Source organism: Maridesulfovibrio ferrireducens (genome assembly GCF_016342405.1).
GTDB classification, from domain to species: domain Bacteria; phylum Desulfobacterota; class Desulfovibrionia; order Desulfovibrionales; family Desulfovibrionaceae; genus Maridesulfovibrio; species Maridesulfovibrio ferrireducens_A.
This window is the reverse complement of the sequence record NZ_JAEINN010000012.1, coordinates 99,770-126,352: the sequence shown is the minus strand read 5'-3', so window position 1 is coordinate 126,352 and position 26,583 is coordinate 99,770. Positions and strand designations below refer to the sequence as shown.

Here is a 26,583-nt window from a genome sequence, read left to right as displayed (position 1 = left end):
ATTATACAGCACTTTAGAGAGCAAATCAAATGAATAGCATTGTAACTAAGTTTGTAATAGGCGGGGCCGTTGGCGGGCTTGTTGCGGCTTTGGGCACTGCTGAATCTAAAGTCGGGAAACTCGGATCGGCGATATCTGATCTAAAAGATAAAAAGCCATTTAAAGCTGGTGAAGCTCTTGCTCAACAACAAAAAAGAGTAGTTCAACTTTACGGAGCTTATCAGGAAAGTGAAACTCGGCTGAAATCTTACACTCAGGCGATGCAAAGGTCTGGCGCAAATAAAAAAGTATATACTCAGCTCATAGAAAAAGAAGAGAAGAAACTAAAGAATCTTAGCAAAAGACACTTATCAGCTCGCCGCGAATATAAATCTCAAGTTGTGGCAATCAAAGCCGTTGGTCAATCTGTCAGAGGGTTGCAAAATGATTACCGCTCCACATCCTCCGAAGTTGAAAAACTGACACGAAAACAAAGCGCCCTTGCTAAGTCAATGAAAGCCCGTTCTGCCCGTGCTGGTCAACGTCAAAACCTCCGCACCGAAGTGGGCGAAACTGCGGCAATGGGGGCAGTAATGCTTGCCCCTGTATTGCTTGCCGCCCAAGCAGAACAATCTGAAATACGCTTATCAACAGCTATTAATACTGATGATGAAGCGAATGCAATGATTGCGGCACGGAGAAGTGCAAAGCAGTTAGCAAAGACGGGCCTTGTTGCTTACAATGAAGCGTTCGATATTCAATACGCTCTGAACTCTGCCGGGATGACTGCAAAGATGGCCCGCGCCGGATCTTCTGTTGTGGCCAAGGTTGCGAAAGTTACAAACGGTCAGGCCGAAGGAGTCGGCGAAGTCCTTGCCACAGCATATAATAACCTCGGCAAAAAGATGATGGGAACTGATGAAGAAAAGCTGAACCGCATCGGTGACTTGTTCACCAAGACTCAGGTTAAGTTTCAGCTGACTAATTTTGATCAGCTCGGTGAATCTATGAAAAAAGCGGCGGCTTCCATGAACACTTACGGCATGGGAATTGAGCAGGGATTAACCATGCTCGGAACGCTGAATAGTGCGGGTGTAGTTGGCGGGGAAGCAGGCACAGCTCTCAATGCGGTTCTCCGCAGTCTTGGCAAAGCACAGGAAGAATTCGGCACTGATATTGTGCGAGATGATAATGGTCAACTGGATCTCATCTCCACACTTGAACAGATTCAAGAAGCAACAGCCGACATGGATACGGACGAAAGATCGCAAATTTTACAAAAAACTTTTGGCGATGAAGGGTTAAAAGGCGTTGCCCCACTCCTCGAAAAGCTCAAAGAATTGCGGACAGTCCAAAAGGATGTATCCGAAGGTTCAAGAGGTATTGTTGATAAACAAGCGCAAAAGTATCTCAAGTCTGGAATGGTAAAAATTGAGAAGATTAAGAACCAATTGGTAATGCTCGGTTCAACTGTCGGAACCGTTTTGCTCCCCGGCGTAATTGCAGTGACTAGTGTTTTTACGGGATTACTTACTCCAGTTGCTTGGATGGCTGAAAACTTCCCAGGAGTAACAGCTGTAGTTGGCGGAGCGGCTTTCGGTTTCCTTGCTTTGAATCTGGCGATCAAGGGCACTAAGTATATTGGATCAATGGCAGCAGACGGCATTTCCATTTTAAAAGATACCGTCACATGGTTATCCGACTCGCAGAAACTTGCCACCGTCCGCACTTACGCTTTTGCCGCCTCTCAGAAAATTGTGGCTGTCGGAACCAAGGTTTGGACAGGAGCGCAATGGCTATTAAATGCGGCAATGACAGCTAATCCTATTGGACTAGTTGTAGCTGGAGTTGCCGCACTTGCTGGAGGAGCTTATCTGCTGATCAATAATTGGAGTGCTGTTAAAGATTTTTTCTCAGGTCTTTGGGATGGAATTGTATCCGGCGCTAAATGGGTCTGGAATGCGATTACAACTCTTTTTGAAAACTCCCCTTTCGGTTTAGTTATCGATGCTTTCAAAAGTGTGTCCAGCTGGTTCGGCTCTGACGAACCAGCCCCGTCCAACAAGACCGTGGTAAAGAGTTCCGCGCCTGTGGCCCGCATGGGTGGTGAAATATTTGTCGATGACACAAAATCAACATCATCGGTTCAATCCTCAGCCACACATGTATCCAGTACGGCGCAAACATCTTCCCCCATAAGCCTCACAATAGAGCAGAACATCACCGTCAGCGGCAGCGACGAATCTACCGTGCGCAAGGCTCTCTCTCAGGCCAATGAAGGACTCGAACCACGGATCCACAAGATAATGGATCAGTGGTTCGAGAAAAAAGAGAGGCTTCGTTTTGCTTAGTTACACCACAATCCAAGGCGATACTTGGGACATTATTGCCCGTAAATTATGGGACCGTGAAACCATGTGTTCTGATTTGATGAATGTAAATCCTGATCATGCTGAAACTATAATATTTTCAAGCGGAATAGTCCTGAACGTGCCAGAAATAGAAACCGCTGTAACCGTGACCACTGCGCCTTGGAGGGCTAAATCATGAACGTGATTAAGCCTCGTAGCGCACAGCTCATTCTATCCTATAACGGCGTGAATATTTCCTCTTCCATTGCTGACTACGTCACTAATTTTTCATTCACGGACAACGCTGGGTCTCAAGCTGATGATTTGTCTGTCACTCTTGAGGATCGCAAATCACTCTGGAAAAATTCTTGGTATCCGTCCAAAGGCGCAAGTCTTGAAGCTTCCATCCGTTGCGAAAACTGGTTTGCACCACAAGCGCCGCCCATAATACTGCCCTGCGGAAAGTTTGAACTTGATGAAATTGAAATGTCTGCAGGAACTGGCGATACTGTCATGCTGAAAGGAGTTTCCGCGCTGGTCATGAACTCCATTCGCAAAGAAAAGAAAACTCGCGCCTGGGAAAACATTTCGCTTTCATCCATAGCCGGTGACATTGCCTCCGAACATAGTTTGACTCTGCAATTTGAAGGTAACGATGCAACATATACCCGCATCGACCAGCGCGAAGAGTCCGACCTGAAATTGCTTAAACGATTGATCGAAGACGAAGGCAACAGCATCAAGCTCGCAGACAAGCGGCTTATAATTTATTCCGGCAATGACTACGAAGCGGCCCCGATTGCCCACACGTTTACGCGCGGAGAATCTGACATCGGTTCAGTACAGCTCCGCTCTAAAATCACCGAAATTTATCGAGCATGCACGGTTAAATATCACGACCCAAAAGATAAGCAGCTCAAGAGCTTTACCTATACCCCACCGAATCCACCGCCAAGCGGAGAAATTTTGCAGATCAACAAAGAAGTTGAATCTATCGCACAAGCCCAGCGGCTTGCTAAATCTCGACTGCGTTCCAAAAATAAGATGGAAACAACCGGCTCCATTTCCATGATGGGCAATCCCCGTCTTGCTGCAACTATGAATATTTATCTCGCAGGATTCGGCAATTTTTCCGGCAAATATTTCATCGACCAGGCAACACATGCTTTCACCCGCTCTGGCGGATACACAACGAATTCAAACGTACACCAAGTGCTGGGATTTTAAATGAGTGGATTATCACAAATACTGGACAGACTTGATTCCCTTGAATCTGCACTGGCTCAAGTGGTGCGTGTAGGCAAAGTCGTTTCGCTGATCCCAGAACGCGGGACCGTGCGAGTTCAATTTCCTGACGCAGACGCTTCCGGTAAACAGCTTGTTTCCTACGAACTACCCGTGCTTGCTCACAAGACTCTGCACGACAAAAGTTACTGGATGCCGGACGTGGACGAACATGTTTTGTGTGTGTTCCTGCCCTTCGCCCAGCGTCAGGGATTCGTTGTCAGCGCATTTTACTCCGACGCGGACACAGTCCCTCTCTCTGATCCAGATGTCCGGCATGTCATTTTCAAAGATGGATCATGGTTTCAGTACGACCGTAAAAAACACTTTCTTTCAGGTCATGTTGTTAACGGTTGCGCTGATCTCGAAATTGATATCGATGCAAAACTCACTGTCGGGCAAGACCTGACCGCGAATATCGGACGAGATACGGCTATCACAATTGGTCGCGATCTATCTGCAAAAGTAGTTCGTGATGTCGGAGCTGAAATTGGACGGAATGCTTCGCTGGATATCACGAATGACCTTTCTGCCACTGTCGGCAATAACGCGACTATTGAGGTCACTGAGACTTTGGAAGCTACGGCTAAAAATATTCAAGCTGAAGCAACGGAAAAGGCCGAAATAAAAGCCGGACAATCCATCGACCTGACTTCCCCGCTCATTAACATTACAGGCGACATAACTTGCGAAGGTAATGAGGGCGCAATCGGGCATGAGGACAAACGGGCGCACACTGAACATGAAGGCAGTTATCATCTTACGGGTGATTCAATCATCGTCGGACATCTACATGTAAAAACTTTAACCGTTGACGATCCTATCAACGGAACTCTGGCGGTGTAATGCAAGTCGGCTCATTCGGAACCATTGTTTTTTCCTGCTCGGATAAAGAGGTCATGACTTTTAAAGATTTATCCCGCACTCGCACTGCCGAATTTGCAGAACACCCAGTACTTGAGAAAAAATCACGGCTTCAATTTACGGGCGTATCACTCGAAGAAATATCTTTCTCGGTGTTGTTAATGGCGGGACTCACTGATCCAGAAGATAGAGCAATCGGCTTCTGGACAGCGCAAGAATCAGGCGAACCGCGCAACCTTATTTTAGGTGGCAGGAACTACGGAAAGTTCGTGGTGACAAATATCACGGAAGGACACAAGCACAACGGCCCCGACGGTAAACCGCTTTGCATCGAACTCGAACTCAGCCTCAAGGAATACAACTAATGGAAACCGTAGTTGATACCCGCACTTCAAACGCCATTGTTATCGGCGCGACAGGCATTGCTGAAATTTTGCAAAACGTGCGCACGATTTTAAGCACGATTAAAGGCGAAGTTCCGCTCGACCGCACTTTCGGTTTGTCCATCACATATCTGGACAGGCCGATTCCCGAAGCAATGGCGGCGTTCTCAGGTGAGATTGTCGAGGAAGTTGAAAGGCAGGAGCCGCGCATATCCGTTACCCGCGTTAAATTTTTGCCAAAAGAAAAAGATGCCATGCAGGGGCGGCTTTATCCCGTTGTAAGAATTAAGATTAAGGACGGTGCGCTATGAATCTAGACAACTTGCCGAATATATCTTTCTGCGAGACTGACGGATCAAATGTCGAGCAAGAAGTCATCACCGGATATGAGAAAATTGCCGGAGTAACTTTGGCTGCTGGCGATCCGGTCCGGCTTTATCTTGAATCTCTTGCCTACATTCTAACCGTGCAACGGCAGGTTATTGATTTGACGGGAAAGAAAAACCTGCTTGCCTACGCTAGAGGGGATCATCTTGACCACCTCGGAGCACTGACCGACACCCCACGCCTACAAGCCTACTTCGCCAGTACAGCTGTTCGTTTCGAGCTTGGCGAAGTGCAAACTTCCGCTGTCGTGATTCCTGCCGGGACGAGGATCACGCCCGACAACCAGCTTATGTTTGCAACGGATGACTTAGCGGAAATACCTGCTGGATCATTATCTATAGATGCTATTGCGACTTGCCAGACTGAAGGAACAATCGGAAACGGATTTATACCGGACCAAATAAATCGACTCGTTGACCCTGTTGCCGGAGTCACAAAGGCACATAATATTTCAACCACATTAGGTGGCGCTGAAATTGAAGCCGACGACCGTTACCGTGAAAGAGTTCAGCTTTCACCGGAAAAGGCATCCGTTGCCGGACCGTCAGGCAAGTATGAATATTGGGCTAAATCCGCACATACGGACATAGCAGATATTGCAGTGCTCTCACCCACTCCCGGCAAGGTTGATATCATCGTTTTGCTTAAGAATGGAGAACTGCCGAATGCCGAAATATTGAATGCGGTCGAGGCCGTTGTTTCGCCAGAAGATGTGCGGCCTCTGACAGACAACACCGAAGTTCTCGCGGCAGAAACAGTAGAATACACTATCGAACTTTCATGGTTTATCGGCAGATCTAATGCGACACTTGCCGCATCTATCCAGGACAAAGTAAATCAGGCCATAACTGATTTCATGCTGTGGCAAAGATCCGCACTAGGTCGCGATATCAATCCGACAGAATTAGCACATCAAATGCGCCAAGCTGGAGCAAAACGAGTTGAAATAACATCACCTGTACATACGCCACTCACAGGCAGACAAGTTGCAATCCTCGCACATGATGGTCTTTTAGTGACATACGGAGGCCTCGAGGATGACTAAGCTTTTAGATTTTAATTTTCAGGATTTGCTTCCGTCATCCATCACAAAAGATGAACGGATCGCAGCTTCAGCAACGGTTCTTGATTCACAATTAAAAGCTGTTACCGCTGCTATTCCGCAAGTGCTGATTTATTCTCGCATTGATGAATTTGAAGAGCCTCTCCTTTCATTACTGGCTTGGCAATTTCACGTTGACCACTGGGAACCACACTGGCCCCTAGAAACAAAGCGTGAAGCGGTTAAAACGTCGATTAAATTGCATAAGAAGAAAGGCACACCTTGGGCAGTACGCAAAGCTATTGAGGTTGCTACTAGAGCACCTGCCAAGGTTATCGAATGGTTTAATTACAACGGCGATCCCTACAAATTCAAGGTTGCAGTGACGAGACCAATTACAGACTTTGAGCCTGTTCTATTAGCTGTAAAATCCGCTAAAAATGTCCGCTCTCACCTTGAAGCTATCGAAGTTCCACACAACGTAGAAGGCAAGGTTTATGTCGCGGGCGTTGGTCGCCTCGGTCTGAATGTAACAGGTTACATTTATTGTAATGTACAGACTTCCCCTACAACTCTTTACGCTGTCGGGTTGGCCCGTTTAGCTGTGCCTGTTTCGGCAACTTTACCCATACCACAGAATATCAACGGTGACGGCCTGATATACGCCGCAGGTCTGGCGCGTATCGGAAATCAAATTATAGGAGTCATAGCATAATGAGCAGTTTTACAAAAATGCGTTTAACCCCTGCTGGGCGCGACTTGTTAGCGCGTACTCATGCGGGGGCTGAACTTGCCTTGCAAAAAATTGTAGTCGGCAACGGGGCATGGACAAACGAGCAGCAAGCTGGCGATCCTCCGGCGAATCTGCTGGGACAGCAACGGGCTTTATCAATAACAAAACTTGATACAAGCGGAGAGGCCGCAGTCGTAACTGGAACTCTCAGCAATAGTGATCTTGATACAGGGTTTGCTATCACTGAAATCGGCGTTACTGCCATGCACCCAACGCTCGGTGAAATTCTGTATATGGCAGATTACACGCCTATCGAAACAGCTTCGTACATCGTTGATAAAGATTCCGCACCCGTTGAAATTCCTATCAGTTTGCATCTGTTGGTTGGATCATCAAGCAATGTGACAATCTCAATTGATGACCGCTTTTTCGGTGCGACCATGCAGGATATCGACAACCACAACGCAGCTGTTGATGCACATGCAGATATCCGCACCCAAATTGCAACAATCACAGCAACTATGGGTGATTTTGCGGATGCAGAACATACTCACTCAATCCCTGATGTTGCTGCTTTACAATCAACTCTTAACGATAAAGCCAACGTCAATCACGGGCATGACGTTAGTGAAATAACGGGCGTTCTCGGTGATGTTCAAAGTATTTTTAATGATAAGGTGCTTAAGGCTATATCAGGCCAGATTAACGGCATTGAGGGGCCGTTTAAAACTGAGGTTATATCTACCATAGAGAACATATCAGATCTATTTATTGACACAGGATACGGGCCTGTGTGCACAGGCCTTGCGGGGAACGGGGACGGTAGCGGAATAACTTATGGGAGTTATTTTGTACTATCTGAACAAATTAAAGGTGTATTATTTGGGGACTCTGGGAGTCCATATGTAGTTACTGGCGCTATCATGTCTACAGATGGGACAGTTAAAGACCTCCGGTTGCACCCTGATCATGGTAACGTTTTAGCAGAATTTACACTTGGCAGTACATATCCTGTTATTATTGCACGGGAATCTTTAGAGCCCGCAGAACAGCAGCCAGGTGTGCGGGATGTTGTTGAGTATTTAATTGGCGGAAAAACTAACACCGCAGAATCAAATACGACCCCAGCTTCGATTTCTGTTCCAGATATTTTGACTGCGGATGGGTGGGTAACACCAACAAGTTCAAATGTACCGGAGCTTGGTAAATGGGCTTTAGATTTTGATGGTAGCGTTGCAGGCGCACCGCATTTTGACGCCACGCCAACACCTGAATTTTATAACAACGCAAGAGTTGTTCTTTTTAGTAATGGTCCAACAAGCAATGTATTTCAGATGTGTTCCACGAAGATTGCACTTCCAGCAAATCCCGGCGGATATTCAACGTTAAGATTTAATTTGAATATTAATGTCACTGCTGCTGAGTTACATGGGCAGATGGCACAATTGCAAATAAGGGATGGGGATAGGAATAATATTTTAGGCCAGCTCGGTTATTTTGATGGGAATAATATAGCAGGACAGCACACAGGAACATTTGAAGTTTCAGCTGACCAAGGTTTTATTTACCTGATTTGGTCTTGCACTTGGTATGATTCTGCGCAGTCTGTTCACCCGTCAATTGGTTTAGACTTGCTTACAATAACAGACGTCGAGTTTGTATCAAATGTTGTGTCTAACTCTATATCTGTAGCAGATTTGGAAGCCATTATTCCAACTGGCAGCAACGGTTCTTTAAACACGGGCTACCGCACAAAAAACAACGAATTGGTTAGCCAATTCGTTGGCGATCTTGCGATTACATCTCCATACATTCAGTTCAGACTTGGCAAAAAAATGTCTCAGATTCCGTCAGTGATAAACGTATTGAAGAAAGATGGCACGTGGCAGCCTTTTTCAAAAGGGGGCGTTCCGGGACAATTTCGATTTGATCTCATTGGTGGTGGGGAAATGCCAAATGTTGGCAATGATATCGCTGTAGATTCTTTAGCTTCGTATGCGGCTCTTGGGTATACGTCAGTTGAAGAAATGACATTGTCGACCGCTTTAAATCCTGTGTACAAAACCAGAGCAAGGGTGTTTAGACCGATCGATAATCCTAGTAATGTCAAAATACTTAGTGATGTCTTTTACTCTAATGATCATTACGCATCGTTTGGTAACGCTTTAGCCGGAGATTTAACAGGTAACATACATACATCAACATCAACTCCTAATTTAGAGTTTACTGCTAAGGTTTTAAGTTACAACTTAACTCCCGGTGGCACACTTGGGCAGTGGAGATATCCCGTAAAACATGAGGTATATCCTTTGGGTAGTGGATCATGCAAAGTAGGGTTTAAGTGCATATTCGGCTTGTTTGAAAAAGCTGGAGCTGATCACCTAGCTTGCTGGTTCAAAGGGCTTGTCTGGGATTCGGATGCCGGCAACTGGGGCGACGATGGTCTTATTAATATTAAAGGGTATAAAACGTATGAGTTAGACTTGAATGGTAACGAGGTTCCAGTCGGCTGTATGGGTGTTGAGATAAAGAAAGTAGGAGACGCATAATGTTTGATAATTATTTAAGTATCATGCTTGCAAGTGAGCCTGAAACTGTTCTTTCACTCAAACGTGTAAGTAAGCCTGAAAAAAATCTTGTACGCAAATTCGATGATGATTTGGAGGATTACTATTCTGATAAGTTGTTAACGGACTGTCCTGATGTCTGGCCTGAGTTTATTACGCAAACCGATTGGTACAGACAAGGCGGCTGGAGCGAAGTCCGCGAAGCAGCTTATGGGCCGTGGCAAAAGCAAATGAATATGCAATCAGACGGAACATGGGAAACGCATGTGGATGCTGTTAAAGCGCGGTTTCCGAAGCCAGCAAATTGCAAATTAAACGAGGGGTAAATTATGAAACTATTAATTTTATTAGGACTGGCTGTCTGTTGGTTTGCCTACGCATACAATCGTGAAAACCAATGGCGCGGCATCAAAGAATTTGAAACTGATGATTGTTCCGGCGGTATGAGCTGGCTCTATAAAAAACTGACAAGAAAGCGCGTCCCGTGGGCTGATGAATGCGTCCGGCACGACATTGCATACCATGCTGGCGGAAGTGCCGCGCAGAGGCTTGCGGCTGACAAAGAGCTTATGCACGGAGTTGCTGAAGCAGGTTATCCCCGCTGGGGGCTTGTAATGTTTGCGGCAGTGCGGATCGGCGGGGTCTGGTGGCTACCGACTTCGTACCGTTGGGGATTTGGAAAACCTTATAAAATGGTGAAGAATGTTTGAACTGTTAACGGATTAACCTCCCGTACCCTTTTAAATCCCCGGTGCTCAGTGTGAGTGCCGGGGATTTATTTTTTACAGCCTTGCTCTATTTTTCATACGCACTGCGACTTCCGTCACTCCTTTCGCCATTAAATTCATCATAAATTTTAGTGATTCTGTTTCCTTTTTATTTTCCCCTCCGATAAAACTTGTCAGTGTTGTCATTCCGTCCCCCAGAGTTGCTAAAATCTCCGCAGGATCACAAGCCTCTTCAATCATCAACTTAATATTCGAACTATTATCCACGTTAATCTCCTGTATTCTTTAACGTTGAACGACCTCCCGCATTATATTAGAATTATTATTCTGATAAAAGTTTGTCAATAATTTAAAACAGTTAACAAAAAGTGAACTAAATCACATTTTGTGAACTAGGATTTACGAATTTGAATAACCAGATTATTGATTTTATGAATATGGTCAGTCAATACGGTTTAATATTAGACTTTAACGGTGTAATATTGCACTGCAACCCGCCGTTGCAGGATGTATTGCAATATCCGGTCAGCCGATTGGATGAAGTTTTCGGGAATGAAGCGGGTTCTGTGCTCGCAAAAATACAAAGCGCAATAACGAGTCGGTCACTGACTGCAATAGATGTTGAGATAGATTTCGGAGACGGGATTCATCCAATTTTTGGACAAATTTATCCGCTTGAAATTGAAGATAAATATCTTGCAATAATGCTTTTTCATCCAGTTGATACTTTGCATCGGCTGGAAAACGCTTTGTTCGACAGAAAAAGCAAATTGCCGACGGATTGCCGTTGGATTATTGATGAAAATTATAAAACGTTAAAGTTCACAGCAGATGAAGATTGTATTTTCAACGGACGCAATCCCGGCTTTTCACTTTTTGAAGCTATTCAGGAAAAGGATCACAACTTGATGTTTGCGGCTTTTGAAAAAGCGATCCTTTCACCCGGCGAAATGATAACTATAACCGTTGATGCACAGCGCAAGCATGGAATATGCCGGGTTGAGGCTGATATTATTTATTTAGCGGACATGTTTTACGGAAATAGATATTTTGTCATGACGCGCCCGGCAATCAGCAGAACTCTACACATACTCACCAGAATGGCGGAAGCCTATCAAGTAGAGAATGATAAAGACTTAGCTGTATGTTTGGGCGTAGTGTCCTCAGCAATATCAAACGTCCGGACAAATAATCGCGAAATGCCTGACACATGGCTTGTGCAATGCTGTCTGGATTGTAAAATCCGGTTCCATTGGCTTTATGGTGGAATTGGGGAGAAGTTTTTTGAGGGGTGAGCTACAATGCTTTTTCAAATTGAAGTTTCTTTTGAACAAGAAATTCGATCTTATCCATGATCGCTTTAACTTCATTTTTAAAATTATTAAGATCAGTTATAGAATCACCTGTGTCAGAGAAATTATCACTTTTTTTAAGGGTTGATAACACCTTTGTAAAAAAACTAATTGCTTCAACAAAAGCTATTTGTATATCGGCCTTCATAAAAATTTTATTTCGATTTATATAATCATTAAATTTATAAATCGAATTATGAAAGTTAACTTTTTTTATTTCTTCTTGCATAGATACATACTTCGCCCCTTTGTTACCACTTTTTAAAATTTCTGCGATAGCACTCTCGCTACATTGCTTATCACGGAGAAACTTCTCAACTTGGGAGGAATTCCAATCAGTAAAATTATATAATTCAATACCACTAAACAAGTATACCTCCATGCATCTGTATGCTTCATATAGATTGTCCCAAGCGATAGGCAGAACTTCAAATTCCTTCTTTTGCACCATGCTTACTTTATCAAAAAGAGTATCAATTTCGTATTTGGTATCTTGCAGTTCTTTAGCAAGCTTTGCTTCGTGATCTTTAAGTTCCTTTGCGAAGTAACTTTCAATCTTTCTTTTACCCCAAAAAACGAATATTCCTATCAATAGTCCAACGATTGCGAAAATCTCAGCAATGATCCTTAAAACAGTATTCCAATCCCACATATATTTACTCACGAAACTAGCCCGCTAATACAGTAGCAAACGGGCTAGGTTAATATTATTTGCACTTACTATCGTCTAGAATCTCAACCTTAAAACCATTTTTTCTGATAATCTCTATATCTAATTTTGGCAGTCGCTTTACGACATTGACTTTGGTAATACGAAATTCGCCGTTATTATCATACCTAATAGTTTCATCGTCACCATCCCAATGGACGATTACACATTTCCATTCTTCGCTCATTGTTACTCAACCTCATAAGTTTTCTTAAAAACCATCCCACCCACTAAACCAGTCTGCGGCAACTTCTCCCATACTTCGCGAGGAATATCTTTCCCCACGGTATTAACCTGCCACATCGGAACATCACTACCACCAGCATCCTTTTTGCCAGGAATATAAACAGCCTTTGCCAACACTTCACCTCTGCCTATCTGACTTTCATCAATCTCTGCATAAATCTGGGTGATGTCGCTTGGCTCTTCTTCATAAAGAGTGAACGCGGCTTTGATCACAGTCTGAGCTAATGCCTTTTGTGTAATTGCATCTTTGGTTAATGGGTCTGGTTGAATTTGTATGTACCTTACCATCGAAGTTTTATCGTTAGCAGAATGAGATTCAGTCTTCAGGTAATTATAATTTAGAGCCTCAGAAGTACCAGGAACATCAGAGGAACCACACCCGTTCAAAACAAAAGCCATTAAGCATATGGTGAGTAATAATATTTTCCGCATGAGTTATTCCTTTTCAGCTAAACTTTCGACAGCAGATGCAAGTCCATCAATTGACGTAGCGACTGATTCAAGACCGTCTTTAATACTTTTTGCCAAGACTTCTATTGCGCCTTCATCTGTTCCAGCATTGCCAATACCGAGTCGATTCAACTGATTAGCAATTGAATAAAGAGCATCTGCCGTTGCCGTAATTTCTTCCGGTTTTGAACTTTTATCTTTGGTCATATAAATTCTCCTTTAAATTATCTACCGACATTTCAATAAACTCTATAACTAGCTTATCAGGCACAAAAAATACCCCTGACCGAAATCAGGGGTTAATCCTCAAAAATTAAACTCGCCTTCGAATCATAACGACCGGAGCGACTACCTCAACTTCATCAAGATGCTGCTTGATTTCAAAATCTCTCTGATGAGGTTCTCCGTTCTTCTGCAACCATCCCTTCATGTACAGCCATTCGTCATCCTGCTTTACGAAAAGCTTGATTGTAGCGTCGCCTTCCTTATCCGCATCTCTCCCGCGCCGGATTACGAAAATAGGCTCGTTTTTCAACGGCTCCAATCTGGGGTCACAATAAACAATATTGCCCGGATTAATTCCCGCCGGAACCATGCTGTCACCGATTGCGAGCGCTGCAATCATATCTTTATGAAATGTCGGAACCGAACTCGTAGCTGCCAACGGCATTGTGAGCGACCAACCCATCGGCCCGCACTGAGCAATACCTATGAGCTTCAATTCTTGCCCGGGACAAAGCATATTTTCAGTTACTTCCGGCAGCGGTTTCTTGTGCCTATCGTGCTCGTATGGTTCACCATCATATAAATCACTGTCGAGATTCTCAGCCTCTCTTGCAAAAGGCGGATTACCGCAACCTCTCGGATATTCGTCTTCTTTATCGCGCTTACGTACAGACATAAGCGGACCGTCTTGCTCGTATTGCGCTCTTGTAAGGAGCGGATAACCCATCTGAGCAATTATATAGTTCATGTTAACACGATACCGCACACACCAGTTTCGCAGCGTCATTGCCGAAGGCTGAATCTTGCGTTGCATAATAGCGGTCAATTCATCCACAGAAATACCACCAATCTCAGCAAAATTTTCTGGAGTCGTACTCAACCGCTCGAAAAGAACCTCATGAATAGTATCCGCAAAGCATGTCAGCTCGGGATTTTCTTCTAATTCGCGCGGATCATTAGAAATAGATCCTTCTCCGAATAGTAACCAGTGAGCGGAGATATTCAAAATCTTAGAAATTTTTGCCAAATCTTCAGCACTAGGTCTTTGACCGCCCTTCCACGCAACCCATTTGTTTTTGCTAACACCGATCAAAGCTTCAGCTTTGGCATAACTAAACTTCTGACCGTTTTCGGCAAGTTTTTTTGTTGCAATTTCTGCAATTATTTCAAGCTGTTTTGACCACATAATAAACTTTTCTTTTATTTAATAGAAAATTCTGTTGACTATTGCTAGCAATTTCTATTAAAACTATTTTTACGAAGTTGATTTATTAGAAATCTCTACCAAGATTTTCTACACAAATGGAGTTCACTAGAATGATTAACCAAACTAAAGCAGAAACGCAATCCAAAAACCTTAAGATCTGGTTGCTGGAAAACGACAAATCCTATCACTGGATTGCCGACATTTTAGGCGTTGGATCAAAACGCGGAAACCAAATTGTCAACAAGGGTATCTGCACACCTGAACAGCGCACCACCCTTGAAGCCGCCAAAGTTCCTTCTGCCGCCCTCCCTCTTGAGTCTCGCGGCAAGACTGGCCCTCTCCCTACCAACGAAGTGAGGATATAAACATGTCTAACTCCGAACTCGTCACCAAACTGACCGAAGCAAACGAAGCATACCGCGCTGGCAACTCCATCATGGACGACCATGTATATGATGAAATGCTGGACGAACTCCGCGCGACTGATCCAGACAACAAATTTCTGCATGCGGTTGAGCCGGAAAAGTCCGACCGGCTTAAAGTGCGCCACGCTTCGCCCATGCTTTCTACTGAGAAAGCTTATTCCATCGCTGAGATAGAAAAGTTTATTGAACGGTGCGAAACTGCGGCGGCTGAGATTGGGCTTGATGAAGTTTTTTATCTCATCACGCCTAAGCTGGATGGCATGGCGGCACACTGGGACGGTGAAAGATTGACTTCCCGTGGTGATGGCGAAACGGGGTTTGATATTACCGATGCTCTTCATAAGGGAATTCTTATTTGTCCTGATGAAATTGGTCCCGGTGAAATTGTTGTAGATAAGGCTTACTTCAAACATTTTCTCTCTGAAAATTATTCTCACCCTAGGAATTTCATAGCAGGTAATATCCTTGCTGATGAACTTTCGAAAAAAGCACAAAGAGCGTTCGGCAAAGACGCTGTTAGATTTGCAAATTTTGGACACCTGAAAAGACTCTTTGGTCCTCCATGTTCTGGCAAGGACATAATGGGAGCCTTGACCGATGAAGAATGGATTGCTGATGCTTACCAGCTTAGTGATCCTATCGATGGCCTCGTTCTTGAAGTGACGAATTCCGATCTGAAAAAACACCTCGGCTCCACATCCCACCATCATAGATGGCAGATCGCATTCAAACGCAAAGGCGAAACTGCCGAGACTACGGTCAAAGCTATTCGCTGGCAGGTTGGGCGCACTGGAGCGGTCACTCCCGTTATCGAGATTGAACCTGTAAATATTTCCGGTGCAAAAATCAGCAATGTGACAGGGCACAACTCCGCATACATAGAAGATAAATGTATCGGCGTTGGAACCCGGCTGCGCATTGTTCGAGCTGGCGAAGTTATTCCGAAGGTTGATGAAGTGTTGAAAGCCACAACTCCCCGCCTCCCTTCCAACTGCCCTGAATGCGGCGGCTGGCTCCATAGAGAAGGCGTGAATCTTATTTGCGATGCTGAAAACTGCGTTGCGCGTCAGTGCCGCCAGAAGGAGCACTTTTTTAAGACGCTGGATATCAAAGGATTCGGCCCTTCGACCGTTGAGAAAATGGCTACTGTCCCGCTTCATCATTTCTTTGATCAGATGGACGACGTACATTATATCGGTTTCGGGTTCGGAAAGACGCAAAGTGTCAACCTTAATAGCGCAATTCAGGATCGAAAAGCGAATCCTGTCAACCCTGCTAAGTTCCTCGCCGCGCTCGGCATCGATGGACTTGGCGAATCCACAGCTAAAAAAATCCTGACTGAAATGTCCTTCATGGACCTTGTTTTCGCTACTCCTGACGCGCTGATGAACATCCCCTCCATCGGTGCGGCTACAGCATCCTCGATCGTTGCCGGACTCCAAAACAACCTCTCCCTGATTGAAAAGCTCATACATCACTTTAAGTTTGAAGTGTCCACTGAGCCGGAGTCCGGCAGCATCGCGGGTAAAATGACAGGTATGTCTGTTGTCTTCACTGGTAAAATGGAAACCGGAAGCCGCAAGGATTGCGAAAACCTCGCTATCCAGAACGGAGCGAATGTCCAAGGTTCCATCACCGCCACCACAACGCATCTCATCTGCGGCGCGAACGTCGGCAAAGCCAAAACGGATAAGGCCGCCAAGAGCGGAGCCAAGGTTCTGAGCGAGGCTGAATTCCTCAAGCTGATCAAGAGTTAAACCGTTTAGCATAGCAACAATAATAAGGTTTTTTAGAGCCATATCAACGTTGAAATGGGCGTTTATTTAACGGAGCGAATAATGACAAAGACATTGACCGAACTTTTACACGAAATAGTTCAAAAATCAGGATGCTCGCGAGAAGTCGCTGAGGCTGTAGAAAAAAAATACCATGTCCTGCTCAATGAACTGAACCCCGATAGTGACAGCCATAAACTCGGCGTAAATATGCTGATCCCGATTATGCGCATATGCCGGACTGTGGAGCCGCTTCATTTCTTAGCTAAAAAATTTGGCGGTGTTTTCATCAAACTTCCCGAATCAGATTCTTGCGAACGCGACGTTATCAAAGTCGTGAAGGAATTCGGTGAATTTATTGCCGCTTACGGTGAAGGCATCAAAGACGGAAGCCTCAGCTGTTCCGACAAAGTAAAGATCCGCAAAGAAGGACACGAAGCGTTAACCGCGATTCAGGAATTGCTCTGCAGCTTAAAATAAAACTCATTCAAAAAACGGAGGACATCATGAGCGACACTATTTTTGACTACGCCAATTGCGAACATAATGAAGGCTTTTGCGATGGAACCGACTGCTCGGTTTGCGAGCATGGTCCGAACAGCTTCAAGCTTCTCCCGAATCCTCCGGGCATGGCTTGCACAGAGTCTTTAAGCGAAGCCGTGCATGAAGCGGTTAAATATCTTGAATCCCTCTACAAATTTAAAGGCGATTTTCAAGCCGCATCCCATGCTGCCCGTTTAGAAAACGCATTGGTGAGAGACGGTGTTACAGCATCTTAAAATTATCCGCAAAGTGACTTTCGATTGCACCTGCTCGGCGTGTGGATGCCACGCTACTCTGAACGGTGCAGAAAAAGTGAAAGAGTTCGAGCGGGATCATAAGAAGTGCAACAAAGCTTTTGGAGATTGTCATGTCAAAACAAGTGAATCCGTATGTGAATCAGGAAGTGGAAAACATGAGAGCACGACTGCTTGAAATGCGCCCTCAGCTAACGGGCAGAGGCAGTGCAATTCTAGGCGGCCTGTTAGTGGATCTGCACAGTTTGAAAGAGCATGCACAACCACAGTGCCCACCAGAAGAGCCGACAAGAAGATGTGAACGCGGAGCTTATCTAGATTAGCCATGTTGAAAGCTGGAATGCGAGTGCAGGTAAAAGCAACGCCGCGCCGACACTCATACATGGCACAAGTTGACCGCTTAGATTGTCGCGGATTTTGGGTGGGTTTTCGAATCCATAACGGACGCATGAATAAGACTAGGCTCTGCATAATCAGGCCAAAGAATGTAACAGCCGTATTAACCGAAGACGGAATGCGGTGCGTATTTGAGGAGGCATTATGAAAAATCAAAAAGACTTTATTGAAGCAGAAGATCAAAAGCCGGTGCGGAAAAAGATCAAAGGTTTTAATTACGAAATTGACGATCAGGGCCGACTTTACAGCACTCAGTATCATTCGGGATACGGCTTCGGCTGGCAGATGATGCCGGGCAAACCGGGTAAATCTGTCCGGCCTCAGTACACACTGACTTGCAATAAAGAGAGTATCAATTTCAGTGTGCAGGAACTTGTGTCGGAGCACTTTATCCCCGCAGTTGAATTTGATGTCGCATGGTATCGCAAAACTCGCGAGGAAGCGAAAGAGAACAACACCCTGCTCCGCGCAAAATGGTTGAGAGAAAGAAGACAGGCAAACGAAATAGGCACAACAGCAAAGGCTTCAATAGAAGAAACAAAACTGGTGGAAGAAGCACGGAAGATTGCAAACCAACAAGAAAAACAAGATTCAGTTTCAAAGTTTGCGCCCTGGGCAAATAAACATGAACTGAATTCCAGTTGTAGGATTTTTGAACAAGCTTGCAGCACTGGTTTTGATTTTCGTGACTCTAATTTTTATCCGTTTTCGTAGGGGATGGGAATGAAAACGTCAACAACACACGATGAGTTCAAGGGGTTCGTTCTTCTTTACGTTGTCCTTTTATTACTTTTCGCACTTGGTGTATTTTTTAATAATGGAATAGTGACCTACCCGTTTATGATTCTTGAGTGGTGCTCTTTCTTCTACGGAGTCGCTACTTTCTTTCAAAATAAAAAGCCGGAAAGACCCTCTGATGCCGACTCACTCGTAAATAAAATAGACGGGATATGTGTCATCACTCTAATCATCTGTTCTGCATGGTGGACTCTACTCGCATTTTGCGGCGGCTGGGTATCGCTTAAAGGCTCTGCACTCTATTTGGCGCGGGTTGATAGGTTGCGGGAGGGTGAGAATGTCTAAACCCATCCCCTTCACCGCTCCTATGGCCCGAGCCAACCGCATGAAAATAAAAACCAACACTCGGCGGCTTGTCCCTAAAAAATTTACAAGTTGCATTGAACTCACTGACGGGAAACCATTTATTGAGGATGAATACGGTAATTTTATTCCTCTTCAAGATTGGGCACCTTATCAGCCCGGCGATATACTCTGGCAACGTGAACCTGCAATAGTCATTGATACTTTTTTCGAATTCAAATGTCCTCTTTTTTCCGGGGATATCCTGAAAATTAAATTTCTCGCTGATGGAGCAAAACGCTTATGCAAACTGCCGGAAAGGATTTCGGATCGATGGAACAAAACAAGTGATCCTGCATCTAATTTGCCTAACTGGATAAGCAAAAAACAGGGCATCCCTAACGGCTGTTTTAAAGAGGCAGCCCGCACATGGCTTAAAGTTACGAGTGTTCGTGTTCAGAGGTTGTGGCAGATCAGCGAAGAAGACGCGATTGCAGAAGGGGTTGAACATGTCGGCTTCTGTGGCAACATGAATGACCGATACCCTCTCTACAAGGATTACAGTGCAAAAATTGTAGATGAAGAAGAAGGCTTCACACGCACAGCCAGAGGGTCATTCGAAACCCTCTGGGACTTACTCGCTAAAGATGGTTCTCGATGGGAAGACAATCCGTGGGTGTGGGTTTATCGTTATGAATTGTGCGGTAAGCCGGAGGGGTGGGACAATGCGTAAATATCTACCTCAATACATACCCGAAGGTGAAATCCCCACAATTAAACTCTTACACGACATTCGTGGTGATTTATTTGCCACCGATACTAGAGCGCGAGCCGGAGAGTACAAAGCGTACATGAACAGATATGGTGCTGTTAGCGTCATTGCTGATAATGGGAAAAGGCTCGGAGTGTTGCCGCATGAAATGGAATGGATTTCTGGCAAGCCTAGCAAGTGGTGTAAAAGAAAAAAAGGTATAACTTTTTTAATCGAACCGTATGCTGGGGACTGGACTCTCGAAGCAGCAGAGAAGGCAGCAAATGCTTAACCCAACCCGCCCAATCCTACGCTACCACGGCGGAAAATGGAAAATGGCCCCGTGGGTTATTGAACACCTACCACCCCACGTCACCTACTGCGAACCATTCGCCGGAGCCGCTTCGGTGCTGATGCAAAAGGACCGTGTGAAATGCGAAGTCCTGAACGATCTGGACGGTCGACTCTGTTCTCTTTTTTCAGTCCTGCAGGACAAAACTCAGGCCGAAGAATTGCGGAGACGTTGCCATCTTACACCTTTCGCAAGATCGGAATTTGACATTTCATATGAAGAAACAACCGATCCAATCGAAGCCGCTAGACGGCTGATAGTTCGCTCCTTTTTCGGCTACGGCTCGAAGAGCTGCGTTTCCATCACAAAGAACGGTTTCAGGTCCAGACGGGCAAATACAAATTCTCCGGCAGTGGATTGGTCAACTTGGCCCGATCAAATTCCGGCCTTTGTTGAAAGGCTTCGCGGGGTCGTAATCGAAAACCTTCCTGCGCTGGAAGTCATTCAGAAATATGACCATGACGCGCTTTACTATGTTGATCCTCCTTATGTTCACGACAGTCGGAACTTGAATCAAGGTTCATACCTGTTTGAAATGTCGGATAAGGATCACCGCGAACTAGCCGAAGCTCTTCATGCGGTCGAGGGCTATGTAGTCGTTAGCGGCTACCCGTCCGAACTATACGATGAAATTTTCAAGGGCTGGCCACAAATTCAGCGCAAAGCGTATGCGGATAAATCAGCGCCGCGCACTGAGGTTTTATATTTGAGTCCGAAGACGGCTGAGGCTTTGGAGCGGAATCGGTTACCGGAGCAGGGATCACTTTTAGCGGTGGGACAATAAAAGCATGAACGATAGAATCACAAAACTTTTAGGAATGTGTCTCAAAATAGATAACACAACGGACCACTCCGTTTCTTTTGAATATTCAGGACATTGTAAGTGTGTAGAAGTTTATCTTTATGTTGGCGGATGGAAATCCAATACATGTTCCAAGTCTCGCATAAAGATTTGTGAGATATTTCAAAACCATTATCCACGCGAAGAACTGCCAAATGAATTTTCGAAAACCGAAAAAACATTGAAATTATATTTACCTAAATTAACTAGCCTGAGTGATATGGCTCGTAATAAATTTAAAACGGCGAAGGCGGTGGGGGAATAAAATCATGAGCGAAGAACAAGAAGAAGTAACTTACACGGTAGAAATCAGAATTTCAGGCATTCCAGCTGAGGGTTGCGAAGAAACTGTTACTGAGATCGAAGATATGATTAAGATGGCTAATTTTGAGCTCGATGTTTTTGTCAGCGTTCCTGAACCTGAATAGAGTTGGAGAATATAGATCATGCCGCCATTAACCGCACCAGAGGTAGCTGAGCTATTGCGTAAACCATTAAACTGGGTGTATCGCAACAAACTAGCACTGGGAGGGTTTCAGCCCCAAAAAGGCGGCTCTATTCTCTTCTCCTCAGATGTCATTGATAAAATATTGCGAGGAGAACATGCCTTACAAAATGAAAAACGGGAAATGGAGGGCGCAACGGATGATCGACGGACAGCGTCGGTCAAAGTTATTCGACAGCAAACGAGACGCAACATCGTGGGAAGTAGTTCAGCAAAAAGAGGATTGGATTCAGGTCGAAATACCTGCGGAGATCCTCACGGTCTTCTCGCTGGCAACAGCGTACTTAAGCCACGCAAAGGACAACTTCGTGCGTAAAACCTTTGAGCGTAAAAGGCTGGCTATGAGACGATTGTTTCAGACAATACATCCAGAGCTGGCTCCTGAAGCACTAAAAAAGCCGATGTTCCTTAACGCTATGAAAAACGTGAAGGCAGAGTTCGGTTCAGGTGCGGCGAATACGCTTCGCAAAGAGGTTTCGGCAATGTGGGTATGGGCTGTTGATGTTTATGATCTGGACGGCATCAACCCGGCTTCATCCATCAAGAAATATGTAGTGGATGAAAAACCTGCGGAGGTTCCCACTGAAGCGGACTTCTGGACTGTCCATGCGGCGGCAAAGCCTGACGATCAACTGATGCTGCTTTTCTATTTCCACACAGCAGCGCGGAAAGACGAAGGGTTCAGATTGCGCTGGAACGATGTGGATCTGGAGCGTGGACTTGTACAGCTCGGCACTCGCAAAAAAGGCGGCGGCATGAAGTTCGATTGGTTGCCACTGACTAACGAGCTGCACGAAAAGCTTAAGGCGCATAAAAAACAGGCTAAGAGCGTGTATGTGTTCTGCCGGGAGAACGGCCAGCCATACACCAGCCGGGGAAAGTATATGCGGCGTATCTGTGAGCGTGTTAACGTGAAGCCATTCGGATTCCACGGAATTCGGCATCTTACCGCATCATTGTTGATTGCGAGTTCTGATCTTGAAGAGACGCGGGATAGCTTGCGGCATAGGAACGTTGAAACAACCAACAGGTACATTCATAAGATATGCGGTAAAACAAGCGCGTTAAACCGTGTGTTTGACAAAAAAGAAGACCACAGTGCGGATACACTGCGGTCTATAAATATGAAGCAAGGCTAAGTTTCTGAGTGCGCTTTTACGCTTGCTTTTACGCATAGCACCCAGATTGAACAATTAACCCTTTAATTTCAATGGCGGAGAGGGAGGGATTCGAACCCCCGGAAGGCTCACACCTTCAATAGTTTTCAAGACTACCGCGTTCAACCGGACTCTGCCACCTCTCCAAACGCAAAATGAACCTTGTCGATATCGCTCAGAATGTCAACCGTTTTTATTAAAAACAGCTAAAATATTCGTTTTTGAGCTTACATTAAATTATCTGCATAGGAAAAATTCAAAAAAAAGACTAATTTTAAAAATATCAGCTTATATTTGAGCAGTTACAGCTCAAAAAATATTCGATTATAAAAATATATCACGGGAAGAAAGCTCTTCGCCGTACGCTCTGAGTTCCGTAATGGATTTTAGCCCTAATTTTTTCATTAAATTTGCGCGATGCTTTTCTACGGTCTTAACGCTTATAATCAAAATGTCGGCAATTTCACGATTTTTGTAGCCCGCGAGAATATTTTTCAAAATTTCTCTTTCCCGCTTAGTCAGCGTTTCAAGCTTGTCACAACTTTCCCCACGCCCTTTCTGTAAAAAACCTTTAGCAACTTCTGCGGATATTCCCGGTGCAAGATAAACTTTACCTTCCATCACAGTCCGAATAGCCATTACCAACTCTTCGCTGGTTGAATTTTTGAGAACATACCCACATGCACCGGCATCAAGAGCCAAAAAAACGTGCTCAGCATCAACATGAGCAGTAAGAGCCAATAGCTTGATCCGCCCATCATCTTTTGCAAGCTCCTGAATAGCCTGAACACCGCTTTTAACAGGCATAGACAAATCCATGAGCACAACATCAGGATTTAAGCGTTTACACAAGCGAACAGCCTCAAGACCATTCTCAGCCATACCCAAGACATTGATTCCGTCCTGAGCCTTCAGAATGTTCTTCAAACCTTCTCTGACTAACGCATGGTCATCAACAATGATTATACCGACAAGATTAGGCATTTATCCTCTAACGAGTTACAAGCAGCCAATTATTATAAAAAAACACCGCGGAATTGAACTGGTAAACGCATAACACACGGTAACAGAATAAAACAAGTACACGAAATTAAACAATCGTATAAATTGGCAAGACATAATTCTCAAACACAAAAAAAGGCAGTTGAATAATTTCAACTGCCTTTTTAACATTCATGGCGGAGAGGCGGGGATTCGAACCCCGGATAGAGTTTTAAGCCCTATACTCGCTTAGCAGGCGAGCGCCTTCAGCCTAGCTCGGCCACCTCTCCATTCATTGAACCGGTTTTGCGCAATGCGCTTCACCCGCTCGGAGCGTTTAAATATGTTTTCTCCGCTCTGTTGTCAACCATTAACTTATTGTTTTCTTAAATTATCTTGTTTCTTTATCTCTTGCTGTAGATCTAAAGTAAATATTCAAAGGAGCAATCTTAATATTTAAAATCTTTCTAAGCTTATTCTCAAGGAAACGGTGATAAGTCGGCCTGATTAACCTTTCATCATTAATGAAGAAAATAAAGGTCGGCGGCTCTTCATCAGCCTGAGTCAAATATTTAAACTTAGCCCTTCTACGTTTAACAACAGGTGGCTGATGCTTCTGAATCACTTCTTTCATGATTCTATTAAGCTGACCTGTAGAAACTCTTATGGAGCACTCTGCTTTAAGCTTTGCAGCCAAAGGCAGAATCCCACCAAGGCCGGATTTAGAAATACAAGAAGTATAAATCACCGGAACATGATGCGCCATCCTAAGAGCTCTTTCAAACCCTTCTTTAAGTGCGTCACGTTCTTTCTGTGAAACCAAATCTATTTTATTAACAGCAATAATAAACGGAGTTGCTTCCTTTGCAAGGAAATCAAGCAGTCTTTTATCCTGCTTTGTCAGTCCGCCCAGAGCATCAACAACCATAACGGTTACATCTGCTATTTTGCTGCTCTTCAGCGCCCTGAGAACGCTGTATCTTTCAATTGTATTTGCAATATTGGTTCTGCGGCGAACACCGGCAGTATCAACAAAAGTAAAAATCTTCCCGCCGGATCTAAAAGTAACGTTAACACTGTCACGGGTTGTCCCGGCAATGTCACTTACGATAACTCTTTCTTCTCCGGTCAAAGCATTTACCATTGAGGATTTACCAGCATTAGGCCGTCCGAGCATGGCAATTTTCAGCCCGACTTTTTCAGGATCTTCTTCCTCGGGCACAATTCCTGTTTCCTCAGCAAGCTGAGCAACTTTAGCGCGCAAAGCTTCAAGATTGTAACCATGCTCTGCGGAAACAGGCATAATTTCAAATCCGAGACCATGAAATTCTGACAGACACTGAGCTTCAAGCTCGGAGCCATCAACCTTATTTACCAAAAGAACAATAGGTTTATTGCTCTGACGAATAAAAGCGGCAACCTGTTCATCAAGCGGAGTAAGACCGGCACGCCCGTCTACTACTAAGATAAGCGCATGAGATTCTTCGATTGCTTCCCGGGCCTGATCAAAGATATCTCCCTGAAATTCTCCGGAATCATTGTCGCTTTCCATTACGAGTCCACCGGTATCTACAAGGGCATATCTAACGCCTTCATAGTGACCTTCATCATAGATACGATCGCGGGTAATCCCGGGCATATCATGAGTCAGAGCTCTTTTCTTTCGTAACAATCTATTGAATATAGTGGACTTTCCAACATTAGGACGTCCTACAAGTGCTATGGTCGGCAACATGGCCAGCCTCCTGAAAAATATAACGTGTAAACCGTAAACCGTGGATGAAGCGTGTTACGAAAGAAACTCTAACTGAAAAAAGACGGAAAGAGATCATCTTTCCGTCCTTGGTGTCCAATAGCGGCATATGGCACAAGGAGAGTCACTCTGTAAAGCCTCAACTGCAATTAGTCAAAATAAAAAAATTGCCTGAAAAAACTTTTCGGGAACAAGTAACTATCTAACCATATAATTTTAACTAACTAAACAGTTTTTTTATAGCTTCAGAATAAGGAGGTCTAAGCACGCCCTTCTCTGTGATAATTCCTGCAATCAGCTCATTAGGAGTCGGGTCAAAAGCAAAGTTGAAAACTTCAACTCCTTCGGGAGTAATTCTTGTATCACCGACATGAGTAACTTCACGCGGAGTGCGGTCCTCAATGGGCACATCATCTCCGGTGGGAGTTTCAGGATCAATTGTATAAACAGGAGCAGCCACATAAAAAGGGATACCAAATTCACGGGCAAGAAGTGCAACCCCGTAGGTTCCTATTTTATTAACAGCGTCACCATTTGCAGTAATCCTGTCAGCACCTACAACGACTTTCTGCACCAACCCTTTTTTCATGAGCAAAGCGCAAGCATTGTCGCAGGCAACCTTTACAGGAATACCATCGCGGTGAAGTTCATAAGCTGTAAGTCTGGCACCCTGTAAAAAAGGACGCGTTTCGTTTGCAATAACCTGAACTTTTTTACCCTGATCAACCGCTCCTCTGATAACACCCAGCGCTGTTCCGTATCCTGCGGTTGCAAGTGCTCCGGCATTGCAGTGAGTCATAACAGTGTCACCGTCATCAATAAGCGCACCGCCGAAACGTCCAATGTCTTCACACATACGGATATCGTCAACGTGAATGACTTTAGCACGTTCAAGCCAGGTGGAACACAAATCATCAAGAGAAACGTCACCGGCTTCCTGCCAGATTCTTCTCATTTCGCGAACCGCCCAGCGAAGATTTACAGCTGTCGGACGGGCTTTCTCGATTTTATCAAGATTAACTTCAAGAGCTTTTTTCCAGTCATCACGGCCGGCGACTTCGCGCGCTGCCAGATAACAGCCGTATGCGGCTGTCACGCCGATGGCGGGAGCTCCGCGCACAACCATAACAACAAGGGCCTCGACAATATCATCGGTGTTTTTGCAATCGAACCACTCTTCACGAGTTGGAAGATAGCGCTGATCGAGGAGAACAAGTGCGTCTTTTTCCGCAGAAAACTGAATATGTTCGGTCATTGAATTAA

The 26,583-nt window shown here is 44.8% G+C and carries 34 protein-coding genes and 2 tRNA genes; 25 read left to right on the top strand and 11 right to left on the bottom strand.

Annotation, left to right across the window (positions count from 1 at the left end):
- Window positions 1–29: 29 nt before the first annotated feature.
- The 11 genes from JEY82_RS13730 to JEY82_RS13680 are packed head-to-tail and all read left to right on the top strand — an operon-like array spanning window position 30 to window position 10,300.
- Entirely contained in the window at window positions 30–2,330 is a 2,301-nt protein-coding gene (locus JEY82_RS13730; RefSeq protein ID WP_304086414.1) for a phage tail tape measure protein, read from the top strand.
- The gene (locus tag JEY82_RS13725; protein ID WP_304086412.1) at window positions 2,323–2,529 is read left to right on the top strand and encodes a tail protein X; all 207 of its coding nucleotides are present in this window, start codon (window positions 2,323–2,325) and stop codon (window positions 2,527–2,529) included. The genes JEY82_RS13730 and JEY82_RS13725 overlap by 8 nt, the downstream gene beginning before the upstream one ends.
- The gene (locus tag JEY82_RS13720; RefSeq protein WP_304086410.1) at window positions 2,526–3,557 is read left to right on the top strand and encodes a phage late control D family protein; all 1,032 of its coding nucleotides are present in this window, start codon (window positions 2,526–2,528) and stop codon (window positions 3,555–3,557) included. The genes JEY82_RS13725 and JEY82_RS13720 overlap by 4 nt, the downstream gene beginning before the upstream one ends.
- The gene (locus JEY82_RS13715) at window positions 3,558–4,460 is read left to right on the top strand and encodes a phage baseplate assembly protein V (RefSeq protein ID WP_304086407.1); all 903 of its coding nucleotides are present in this window, start codon (window positions 3,558–3,560) and stop codon (window positions 4,458–4,460) included.
- On the top strand, window positions 4,460–4,843 hold the full coding sequence (locus JEY82_RS13710; protein WP_304086404.1) for a phage tail protein: 384 nt from the start codon (window positions 4,460–4,462) through the stop codon (window positions 4,841–4,843). Before JEY82_RS13715 ends, JEY82_RS13710 begins: the two co-directional genes overlap by 1 nt.
- Entirely contained in the window at window positions 4,843–5,172 is a 330-nt protein-coding gene (locus JEY82_RS13705) for a GPW/gp25 family protein (protein WP_304086402.1), read from the top strand. Before JEY82_RS13710 ends, JEY82_RS13705 begins: the two co-directional genes overlap by 1 nt.
- Window positions 5,169–6,293 (top strand): baseplate J/gp47 family protein, encoded by a 1,125-nt coding sequence (locus JEY82_RS13700; protein ID WP_304086400.1) that lies wholly within the window; start codon window positions 5,169–5,171, stop codon window positions 6,291–6,293. Before JEY82_RS13705 ends, JEY82_RS13700 begins: the two co-directional genes overlap by 4 nt.
- The gene (locus JEY82_RS13695; protein WP_304086398.1) at window positions 6,286–7,005 is read left to right on the top strand and encodes a phage tail protein I; all 720 of its coding nucleotides are present in this window, start codon (window positions 6,286–6,288) and stop codon (window positions 7,003–7,005) included. The genes JEY82_RS13700 and JEY82_RS13695 overlap by 8 nt, the downstream gene beginning before the upstream one ends.
- On the top strand, window positions 7,005–9,572 hold the full coding sequence (locus tag JEY82_RS13690; protein ID WP_304086395.1) for a hypothetical protein: 2,568 nt from the start codon (window positions 7,005–7,007) through the stop codon (window positions 9,570–9,572). Before JEY82_RS13695 ends, JEY82_RS13690 begins: the two co-directional genes overlap by 1 nt.
- A complete protein-coding gene (locus tag JEY82_RS13685) occupies window positions 9,572–9,916 on the top strand; it encodes a hypothetical protein (RefSeq protein ID WP_304086392.1) in 345 nt (114 codons plus the stop codon). The genes JEY82_RS13690 and JEY82_RS13685 overlap by 1 nt, the downstream gene beginning before the upstream one ends.
- Window positions 9,917–9,919: 3 nt before the next feature.
- Window positions 9,920–10,300, top strand: coding sequence for a hypothetical protein (locus tag JEY82_RS13680; protein ID WP_304086389.1), 381 nt, complete (start codon window positions 9,920–9,922; stop codon window positions 10,298–10,300).
- A 72-nt stretch (window positions 10,301–10,372) separates the two neighbouring features.
- Here the strand turns inward: JEY82_RS13680 and JEY82_RS13675 are convergent, their stop codons facing one another.
- A complete protein-coding gene (locus tag JEY82_RS13675; protein WP_304086386.1) occupies window positions 10,373–10,585 on the bottom strand; it encodes a hypothetical protein in 213 nt (70 codons plus the stop codon).
- A gap of 140 nt (window positions 10,586–10,725) precedes the next feature.
- Here JEY82_RS13675 and JEY82_RS13670 point away from each other — a divergent pair, with 140 nt between their 5' ends.
- Entirely contained in the window at window positions 10,726–11,613 is an 888-nt protein-coding gene (locus tag JEY82_RS13670) for a helix-turn-helix domain-containing protein (RefSeq protein ID WP_304086383.1), read from the top strand.
- 1 nt (window position 11,614) lies between these two features.
- On the opposite strand, the gene JEY82_RS13665 is transcribed toward JEY82_RS13670, so the two are convergent.
- The 5 genes from JEY82_RS13665 to JEY82_RS13645 all read right to left on the bottom strand — a co-directional run bounded on the left by JEY82_RS13665 (window position 11,615) and on the right by JEY82_RS13645 (window position 14,486).
- On the bottom strand, window positions 11,615–12,334 hold the full coding sequence (locus JEY82_RS13665) for a hypothetical protein (protein WP_304086381.1): 720 nt from the start codon (window positions 12,332–12,334) through the stop codon (window positions 11,615–11,617).
- Window positions 12,335–12,377: 43 nt separating this feature from the next.
- Window positions 12,378–12,566 (bottom strand): hypothetical protein, encoded by a 189-nt coding sequence (locus JEY82_RS13660; protein WP_304086378.1) that lies wholly within the window; start codon window positions 12,564–12,566, stop codon window positions 12,378–12,380.
- Window positions 12,567–12,568: 2 nt separating this feature from the next.
- Entirely contained in the window at window positions 12,569–13,057 is a 489-nt protein-coding gene (locus tag JEY82_RS13655) for a hypothetical protein (protein ID WP_304086375.1), read from the bottom strand.
- A 3-nt stretch (window positions 13,058–13,060) separates the two neighbouring features.
- Window positions 13,061–13,282 (bottom strand): hypothetical protein, encoded by a 222-nt coding sequence (locus tag JEY82_RS13650; protein ID WP_304086372.1) that lies wholly within the window; start codon window positions 13,280–13,282, stop codon window positions 13,061–13,063.
- Between the two features lie 106 nt (window positions 13,283–13,388).
- Entirely contained in the window at window positions 13,389–14,486 is a 1,098-nt protein-coding gene (locus JEY82_RS13645) for a S24 family peptidase (RefSeq protein WP_304086370.1), read from the bottom strand.
- Window positions 14,487–14,617: 131 nt separating this feature from the next.
- Between JEY82_RS13645 and JEY82_RS13640 the strand changes: the two genes are divergently transcribed.
- The 13 genes from JEY82_RS13640 to JEY82_RS13580 all read left to right on the top strand — a co-directional run bounded on the left by JEY82_RS13640 (window position 14,618) and on the right by JEY82_RS13580 (window position 22,568).
- Entirely contained in the window at window positions 14,618–14,872 is a 255-nt protein-coding gene (locus tag JEY82_RS13640) for a hypothetical protein (RefSeq protein WP_304086367.1), read from the top strand.
- 2 nt (window positions 14,873–14,874) lie between these two features.
- Window positions 14,875–16,689 carry a helix-hairpin-helix domain-containing protein gene (locus JEY82_RS13635; RefSeq protein WP_304086366.1) on the top strand — a complete coding sequence of 605 codons (1,815 nt, stop codon included), beginning with the start codon at window positions 14,875–14,877 and terminating at the stop codon, window positions 16,687–16,689.
- Window positions 16,690–16,770: 81 nt separating this feature from the next.
- The gene (locus JEY82_RS13630) at window positions 16,771–17,187 is read left to right on the top strand and encodes a phage regulatory CII family protein (protein ID WP_304086363.1); all 417 of its coding nucleotides are present in this window, start codon (window positions 16,771–16,773) and stop codon (window positions 17,185–17,187) included.
- Window positions 17,188–17,213: 26 nt separating this feature from the next.
- Window positions 17,214–17,486, top strand: a complete 273-nt coding sequence (locus JEY82_RS13625; RefSeq protein WP_304086361.1) for a hypothetical protein — start codon at window positions 17,214–17,216, stop codon at window positions 17,484–17,486.
- 131 nt (window positions 17,487–17,617) lie between these two features.
- Complete coding sequence (locus JEY82_RS13620) at window positions 17,618–17,827, top strand: hypothetical protein (protein WP_304086359.1); 210 nt, start codon at window positions 17,618–17,620, stop codon at window positions 17,825–17,827.
- Window positions 17,828–18,044: 217 nt separating this feature from the next.
- Entirely contained in the window at window positions 18,045–18,614 is a 570-nt protein-coding gene (locus tag JEY82_RS13615) for a hypothetical protein (protein WP_304086356.1), read from the top strand.
- 9 nt (window positions 18,615–18,623) lie between these two features.
- On the top strand, window positions 18,624–18,983 hold the full coding sequence (locus JEY82_RS13610) for a hypothetical protein (RefSeq protein ID WP_304086353.1): 360 nt from the start codon (window positions 18,624–18,626) through the stop codon (window positions 18,981–18,983).
- Window positions 18,976–19,713 (top strand): hypothetical protein, encoded by a 738-nt coding sequence (locus JEY82_RS13605; RefSeq protein WP_304086350.1) that lies wholly within the window; start codon window positions 18,976–18,978, stop codon window positions 19,711–19,713. Before JEY82_RS13610 ends, JEY82_RS13605 begins: the two co-directional genes overlap by 8 nt.
- Window positions 19,706–20,023: a hypothetical protein gene (locus JEY82_RS13600; protein WP_304086348.1), complete on the top strand. Its 318-nt coding sequence runs from the start codon at window positions 19,706–19,708 to the stop codon at window positions 20,021–20,023. The genes JEY82_RS13605 and JEY82_RS13600 overlap by 8 nt, the downstream gene beginning before the upstream one ends.
- Window positions 20,016–20,867, top strand: coding sequence for a DNA adenine methylase (locus JEY82_RS13595; RefSeq protein WP_304086346.1), 852 nt, complete (start codon window positions 20,016–20,018; stop codon window positions 20,865–20,867). The genes JEY82_RS13600 and JEY82_RS13595 overlap by 8 nt, the downstream gene beginning before the upstream one ends.
- A gap of 4 nt (window positions 20,868–20,871) precedes the next feature.
- Complete coding sequence (locus JEY82_RS13590) at window positions 20,872–21,189, top strand: hypothetical protein (protein WP_304086343.1); 318 nt, start codon at window positions 20,872–20,874, stop codon at window positions 21,187–21,189.
- A gap of 4 nt (window positions 21,190–21,193) precedes the next feature.
- Window positions 21,194–21,352, top strand: coding sequence for a hypothetical protein (locus JEY82_RS13585; protein WP_304086340.1), 159 nt, complete (start codon window positions 21,194–21,196; stop codon window positions 21,350–21,352).
- A 187-nt stretch (window positions 21,353–21,539) separates the two neighbouring features.
- Window positions 21,540–22,568 carry a site-specific integrase gene (locus JEY82_RS13580; protein ID WP_304086337.1) on the top strand — a complete coding sequence of 343 codons (1,029 nt, stop codon included), beginning with the start codon at window positions 21,540–21,542 and terminating at the stop codon, window positions 22,566–22,568.
- 72 nt (window positions 22,569–22,640) lie between these two features.
- Here JEY82_RS13580 and JEY82_RS13575 read toward each other — a convergent pair.
- The 5 genes from JEY82_RS13575 to mtnA form a co-directional block, all read right to left on the bottom strand.
- Window positions 22,641–22,732: transfer RNA gene (locus tag JEY82_RS13575), tRNA-Ser, on the bottom strand.
- 178 nt (window positions 22,733–22,910) lie between these two features.
- Entirely contained in the window at window positions 22,911–23,570 is a 660-nt protein-coding gene (locus JEY82_RS13570; RefSeq protein ID WP_304086334.1) for a response regulator transcription factor, read from the bottom strand.
- A 192-nt stretch (window positions 23,571–23,762) separates the two neighbouring features.
- Window positions 23,763–23,857 (bottom strand) — tRNA-Ser (locus JEY82_RS13565).
- Between the two features lie 101 nt (window positions 23,858–23,958).
- Window positions 23,959–25,302: a ribosome biogenesis GTPase Der gene (der, locus tag JEY82_RS13560; RefSeq protein ID WP_304086332.1), complete on the bottom strand. Its 1,344-nt coding sequence runs from the start codon at window positions 25,300–25,302 to the stop codon at window positions 23,959–23,961.
- A gap of 238 nt (window positions 25,303–25,540) precedes the next feature.
- Window positions 25,541–26,575, bottom strand: coding sequence for an S-methyl-5-thioribose-1-phosphate isomerase (gene mtnA / locus JEY82_RS13555; protein ID WP_304086329.1), 1,035 nt, complete (start codon window positions 26,573–26,575; stop codon window positions 25,541–25,543).
- Between the last annotated feature and the right edge of the window lie 8 nt (window positions 26,576–26,583).

Coding starts and splice junctions, on each gene's coding strand:
- JEY82_RS13685 (WP_304086392.1), top strand. CDS start 9,572: ATGTTTGATAATTATTTAAGTATCATGCTTGCAAGTGAGCCTGAAACT.
- JEY82_RS13605 (WP_304086350.1), top strand. CDS start 18,976: ATGTCTAAACCCATCCCCTTCACCGCTCCTATGGCCCGAGCCAACCGC.
- JEY82_RS13645 (WP_304086370.1), bottom strand. CDS start 14,486: ATGTGGTCAAAACAGCTTGAAATAATTGCAGAAATTGCAACAAAAAAA.
- JEY82_RS13630 (WP_304086363.1), top strand. CDS start 16,771: ATGACAAAGACATTGACCGAACTTTTACACGAAATAGTTCAAAAATCA.
- der (WP_304086332.1), bottom strand. CDS start 25,302: ATGTTGCCGACCATAGCACTTGTAGGACGTCCTAATGTTGGAAAGTCC.
- JEY82_RS13625 (WP_304086361.1), top strand. CDS start 17,214: ATGAGCGACACTATTTTTGACTACGCCAATTGCGAACATAATGAAGGC.
- JEY82_RS13720 (WP_304086410.1), top strand. CDS start 2,526: ATGAACGTGATTAAGCCTCGTAGCGCACAGCTCATTCTATCCTATAAC.
- JEY82_RS13700 (WP_304086400.1), top strand. CDS start 5,169: ATGAATCTAGACAACTTGCCGAATATATCTTTCTGCGAGACTGACGGA.
- JEY82_RS13610 (WP_304086353.1), top strand. CDS start 18,624: ATGAAAACGTCAACAACACACGATGAGTTCAAGGGGTTCGTTCTTCTT.
- JEY82_RS13640 (WP_304086367.1), top strand. CDS start 14,618: ATGATTAACCAAACTAAAGCAGAAACGCAATCCAAAAACCTTAAGATC.
- mtnA (WP_304086329.1), bottom strand. CDS start 26,575: ATGACCGAACATATTCAGTTTTCTGCGGAAAAAGACGCACTTGTTCTC.
- JEY82_RS13730 (WP_304086414.1), top strand. CDS start 30: ATGAATAGCATTGTAACTAAGTTTGTAATAGGCGGGGCCGTTGGCGGG.
- JEY82_RS13600 (WP_304086348.1), top strand. CDS start 19,706: ATGCGTAAATATCTACCTCAATACATACCCGAAGGTGAAATCCCCACA.
- JEY82_RS13695 (WP_304086398.1), top strand. CDS start 6,286: ATGACTAAGCTTTTAGATTTTAATTTTCAGGATTTGCTTCCGTCATCC.
- JEY82_RS13690 (WP_304086395.1), top strand. CDS start 7,005: ATGAGCAGTTTTACAAAAATGCGTTTAACCCCTGCTGGGCGCGACTTG.
- JEY82_RS13620 (WP_304086359.1), top strand. CDS start 17,618: ATGTCAAAACAAGTGAATCCGTATGTGAATCAGGAAGTGGAAAACATG.
- JEY82_RS13680 (WP_304086389.1), top strand. CDS start 9,920: ATGAAACTATTAATTTTATTAGGACTGGCTGTCTGTTGGTTTGCCTAC.
- JEY82_RS13580 (WP_304086337.1), top strand. CDS start 21,540: ATGAAAAACGGGAAATGGAGGGCGCAACGGATGATCGACGGACAGCGT.
- JEY82_RS13595 (WP_304086346.1), top strand. CDS start 20,016: ATGCTTAACCCAACCCGCCCAATCCTACGCTACCACGGCGGAAAATGG.
- JEY82_RS13655 (WP_304086375.1), bottom strand. CDS start 13,057: ATGCGGAAAATATTATTACTCACCATATGCTTAATGGCTTTTGTTTTG.
- JEY82_RS13585 (WP_304086340.1), top strand. CDS start 21,194: ATGAGCGAAGAACAAGAAGAAGTAACTTACACGGTAGAAATCAGAATT.
- JEY82_RS13650 (WP_304086372.1), bottom strand. CDS start 13,282: ATGACCAAAGATAAAAGTTCAAAACCGGAAGAAATTACGGCAACGGCA.
- JEY82_RS13590 (WP_304086343.1), top strand. CDS start 20,872: ATGAACGATAGAATCACAAAACTTTTAGGAATGTGTCTCAAAATAGAT.
- JEY82_RS13715 (WP_304086407.1), top strand. CDS start 3,558: ATGAGTGGATTATCACAAATACTGGACAGACTTGATTCCCTTGAATCT.
- JEY82_RS13660 (WP_304086378.1), bottom strand. CDS start 12,566: ATGAGCGAAGAATGGAAATGTGTAATCGTCCATTGGGATGGTGACGAT.
- JEY82_RS13615 (WP_304086356.1), top strand. CDS start 18,045: ATGAAAAATCAAAAAGACTTTATTGAAGCAGAAGATCAAAAGCCGGTG.
- JEY82_RS13570 (WP_304086334.1), bottom strand. CDS start 23,570: ATGCCTAATCTTGTCGGTATAATCATTGTTGATGACCATGCGTTAGTC.
- JEY82_RS13705 (WP_304086402.1), top strand. CDS start 4,843: ATGGAAACCGTAGTTGATACCCGCACTTCAAACGCCATTGTTATCGGC.
- JEY82_RS13635 (WP_304086366.1), top strand. CDS start 14,875: ATGTCTAACTCCGAACTCGTCACCAAACTGACCGAAGCAAACGAAGCA.
- JEY82_RS13710 (WP_304086404.1), top strand. CDS start 4,460: ATGCAAGTCGGCTCATTCGGAACCATTGTTTTTTCCTGCTCGGATAAA.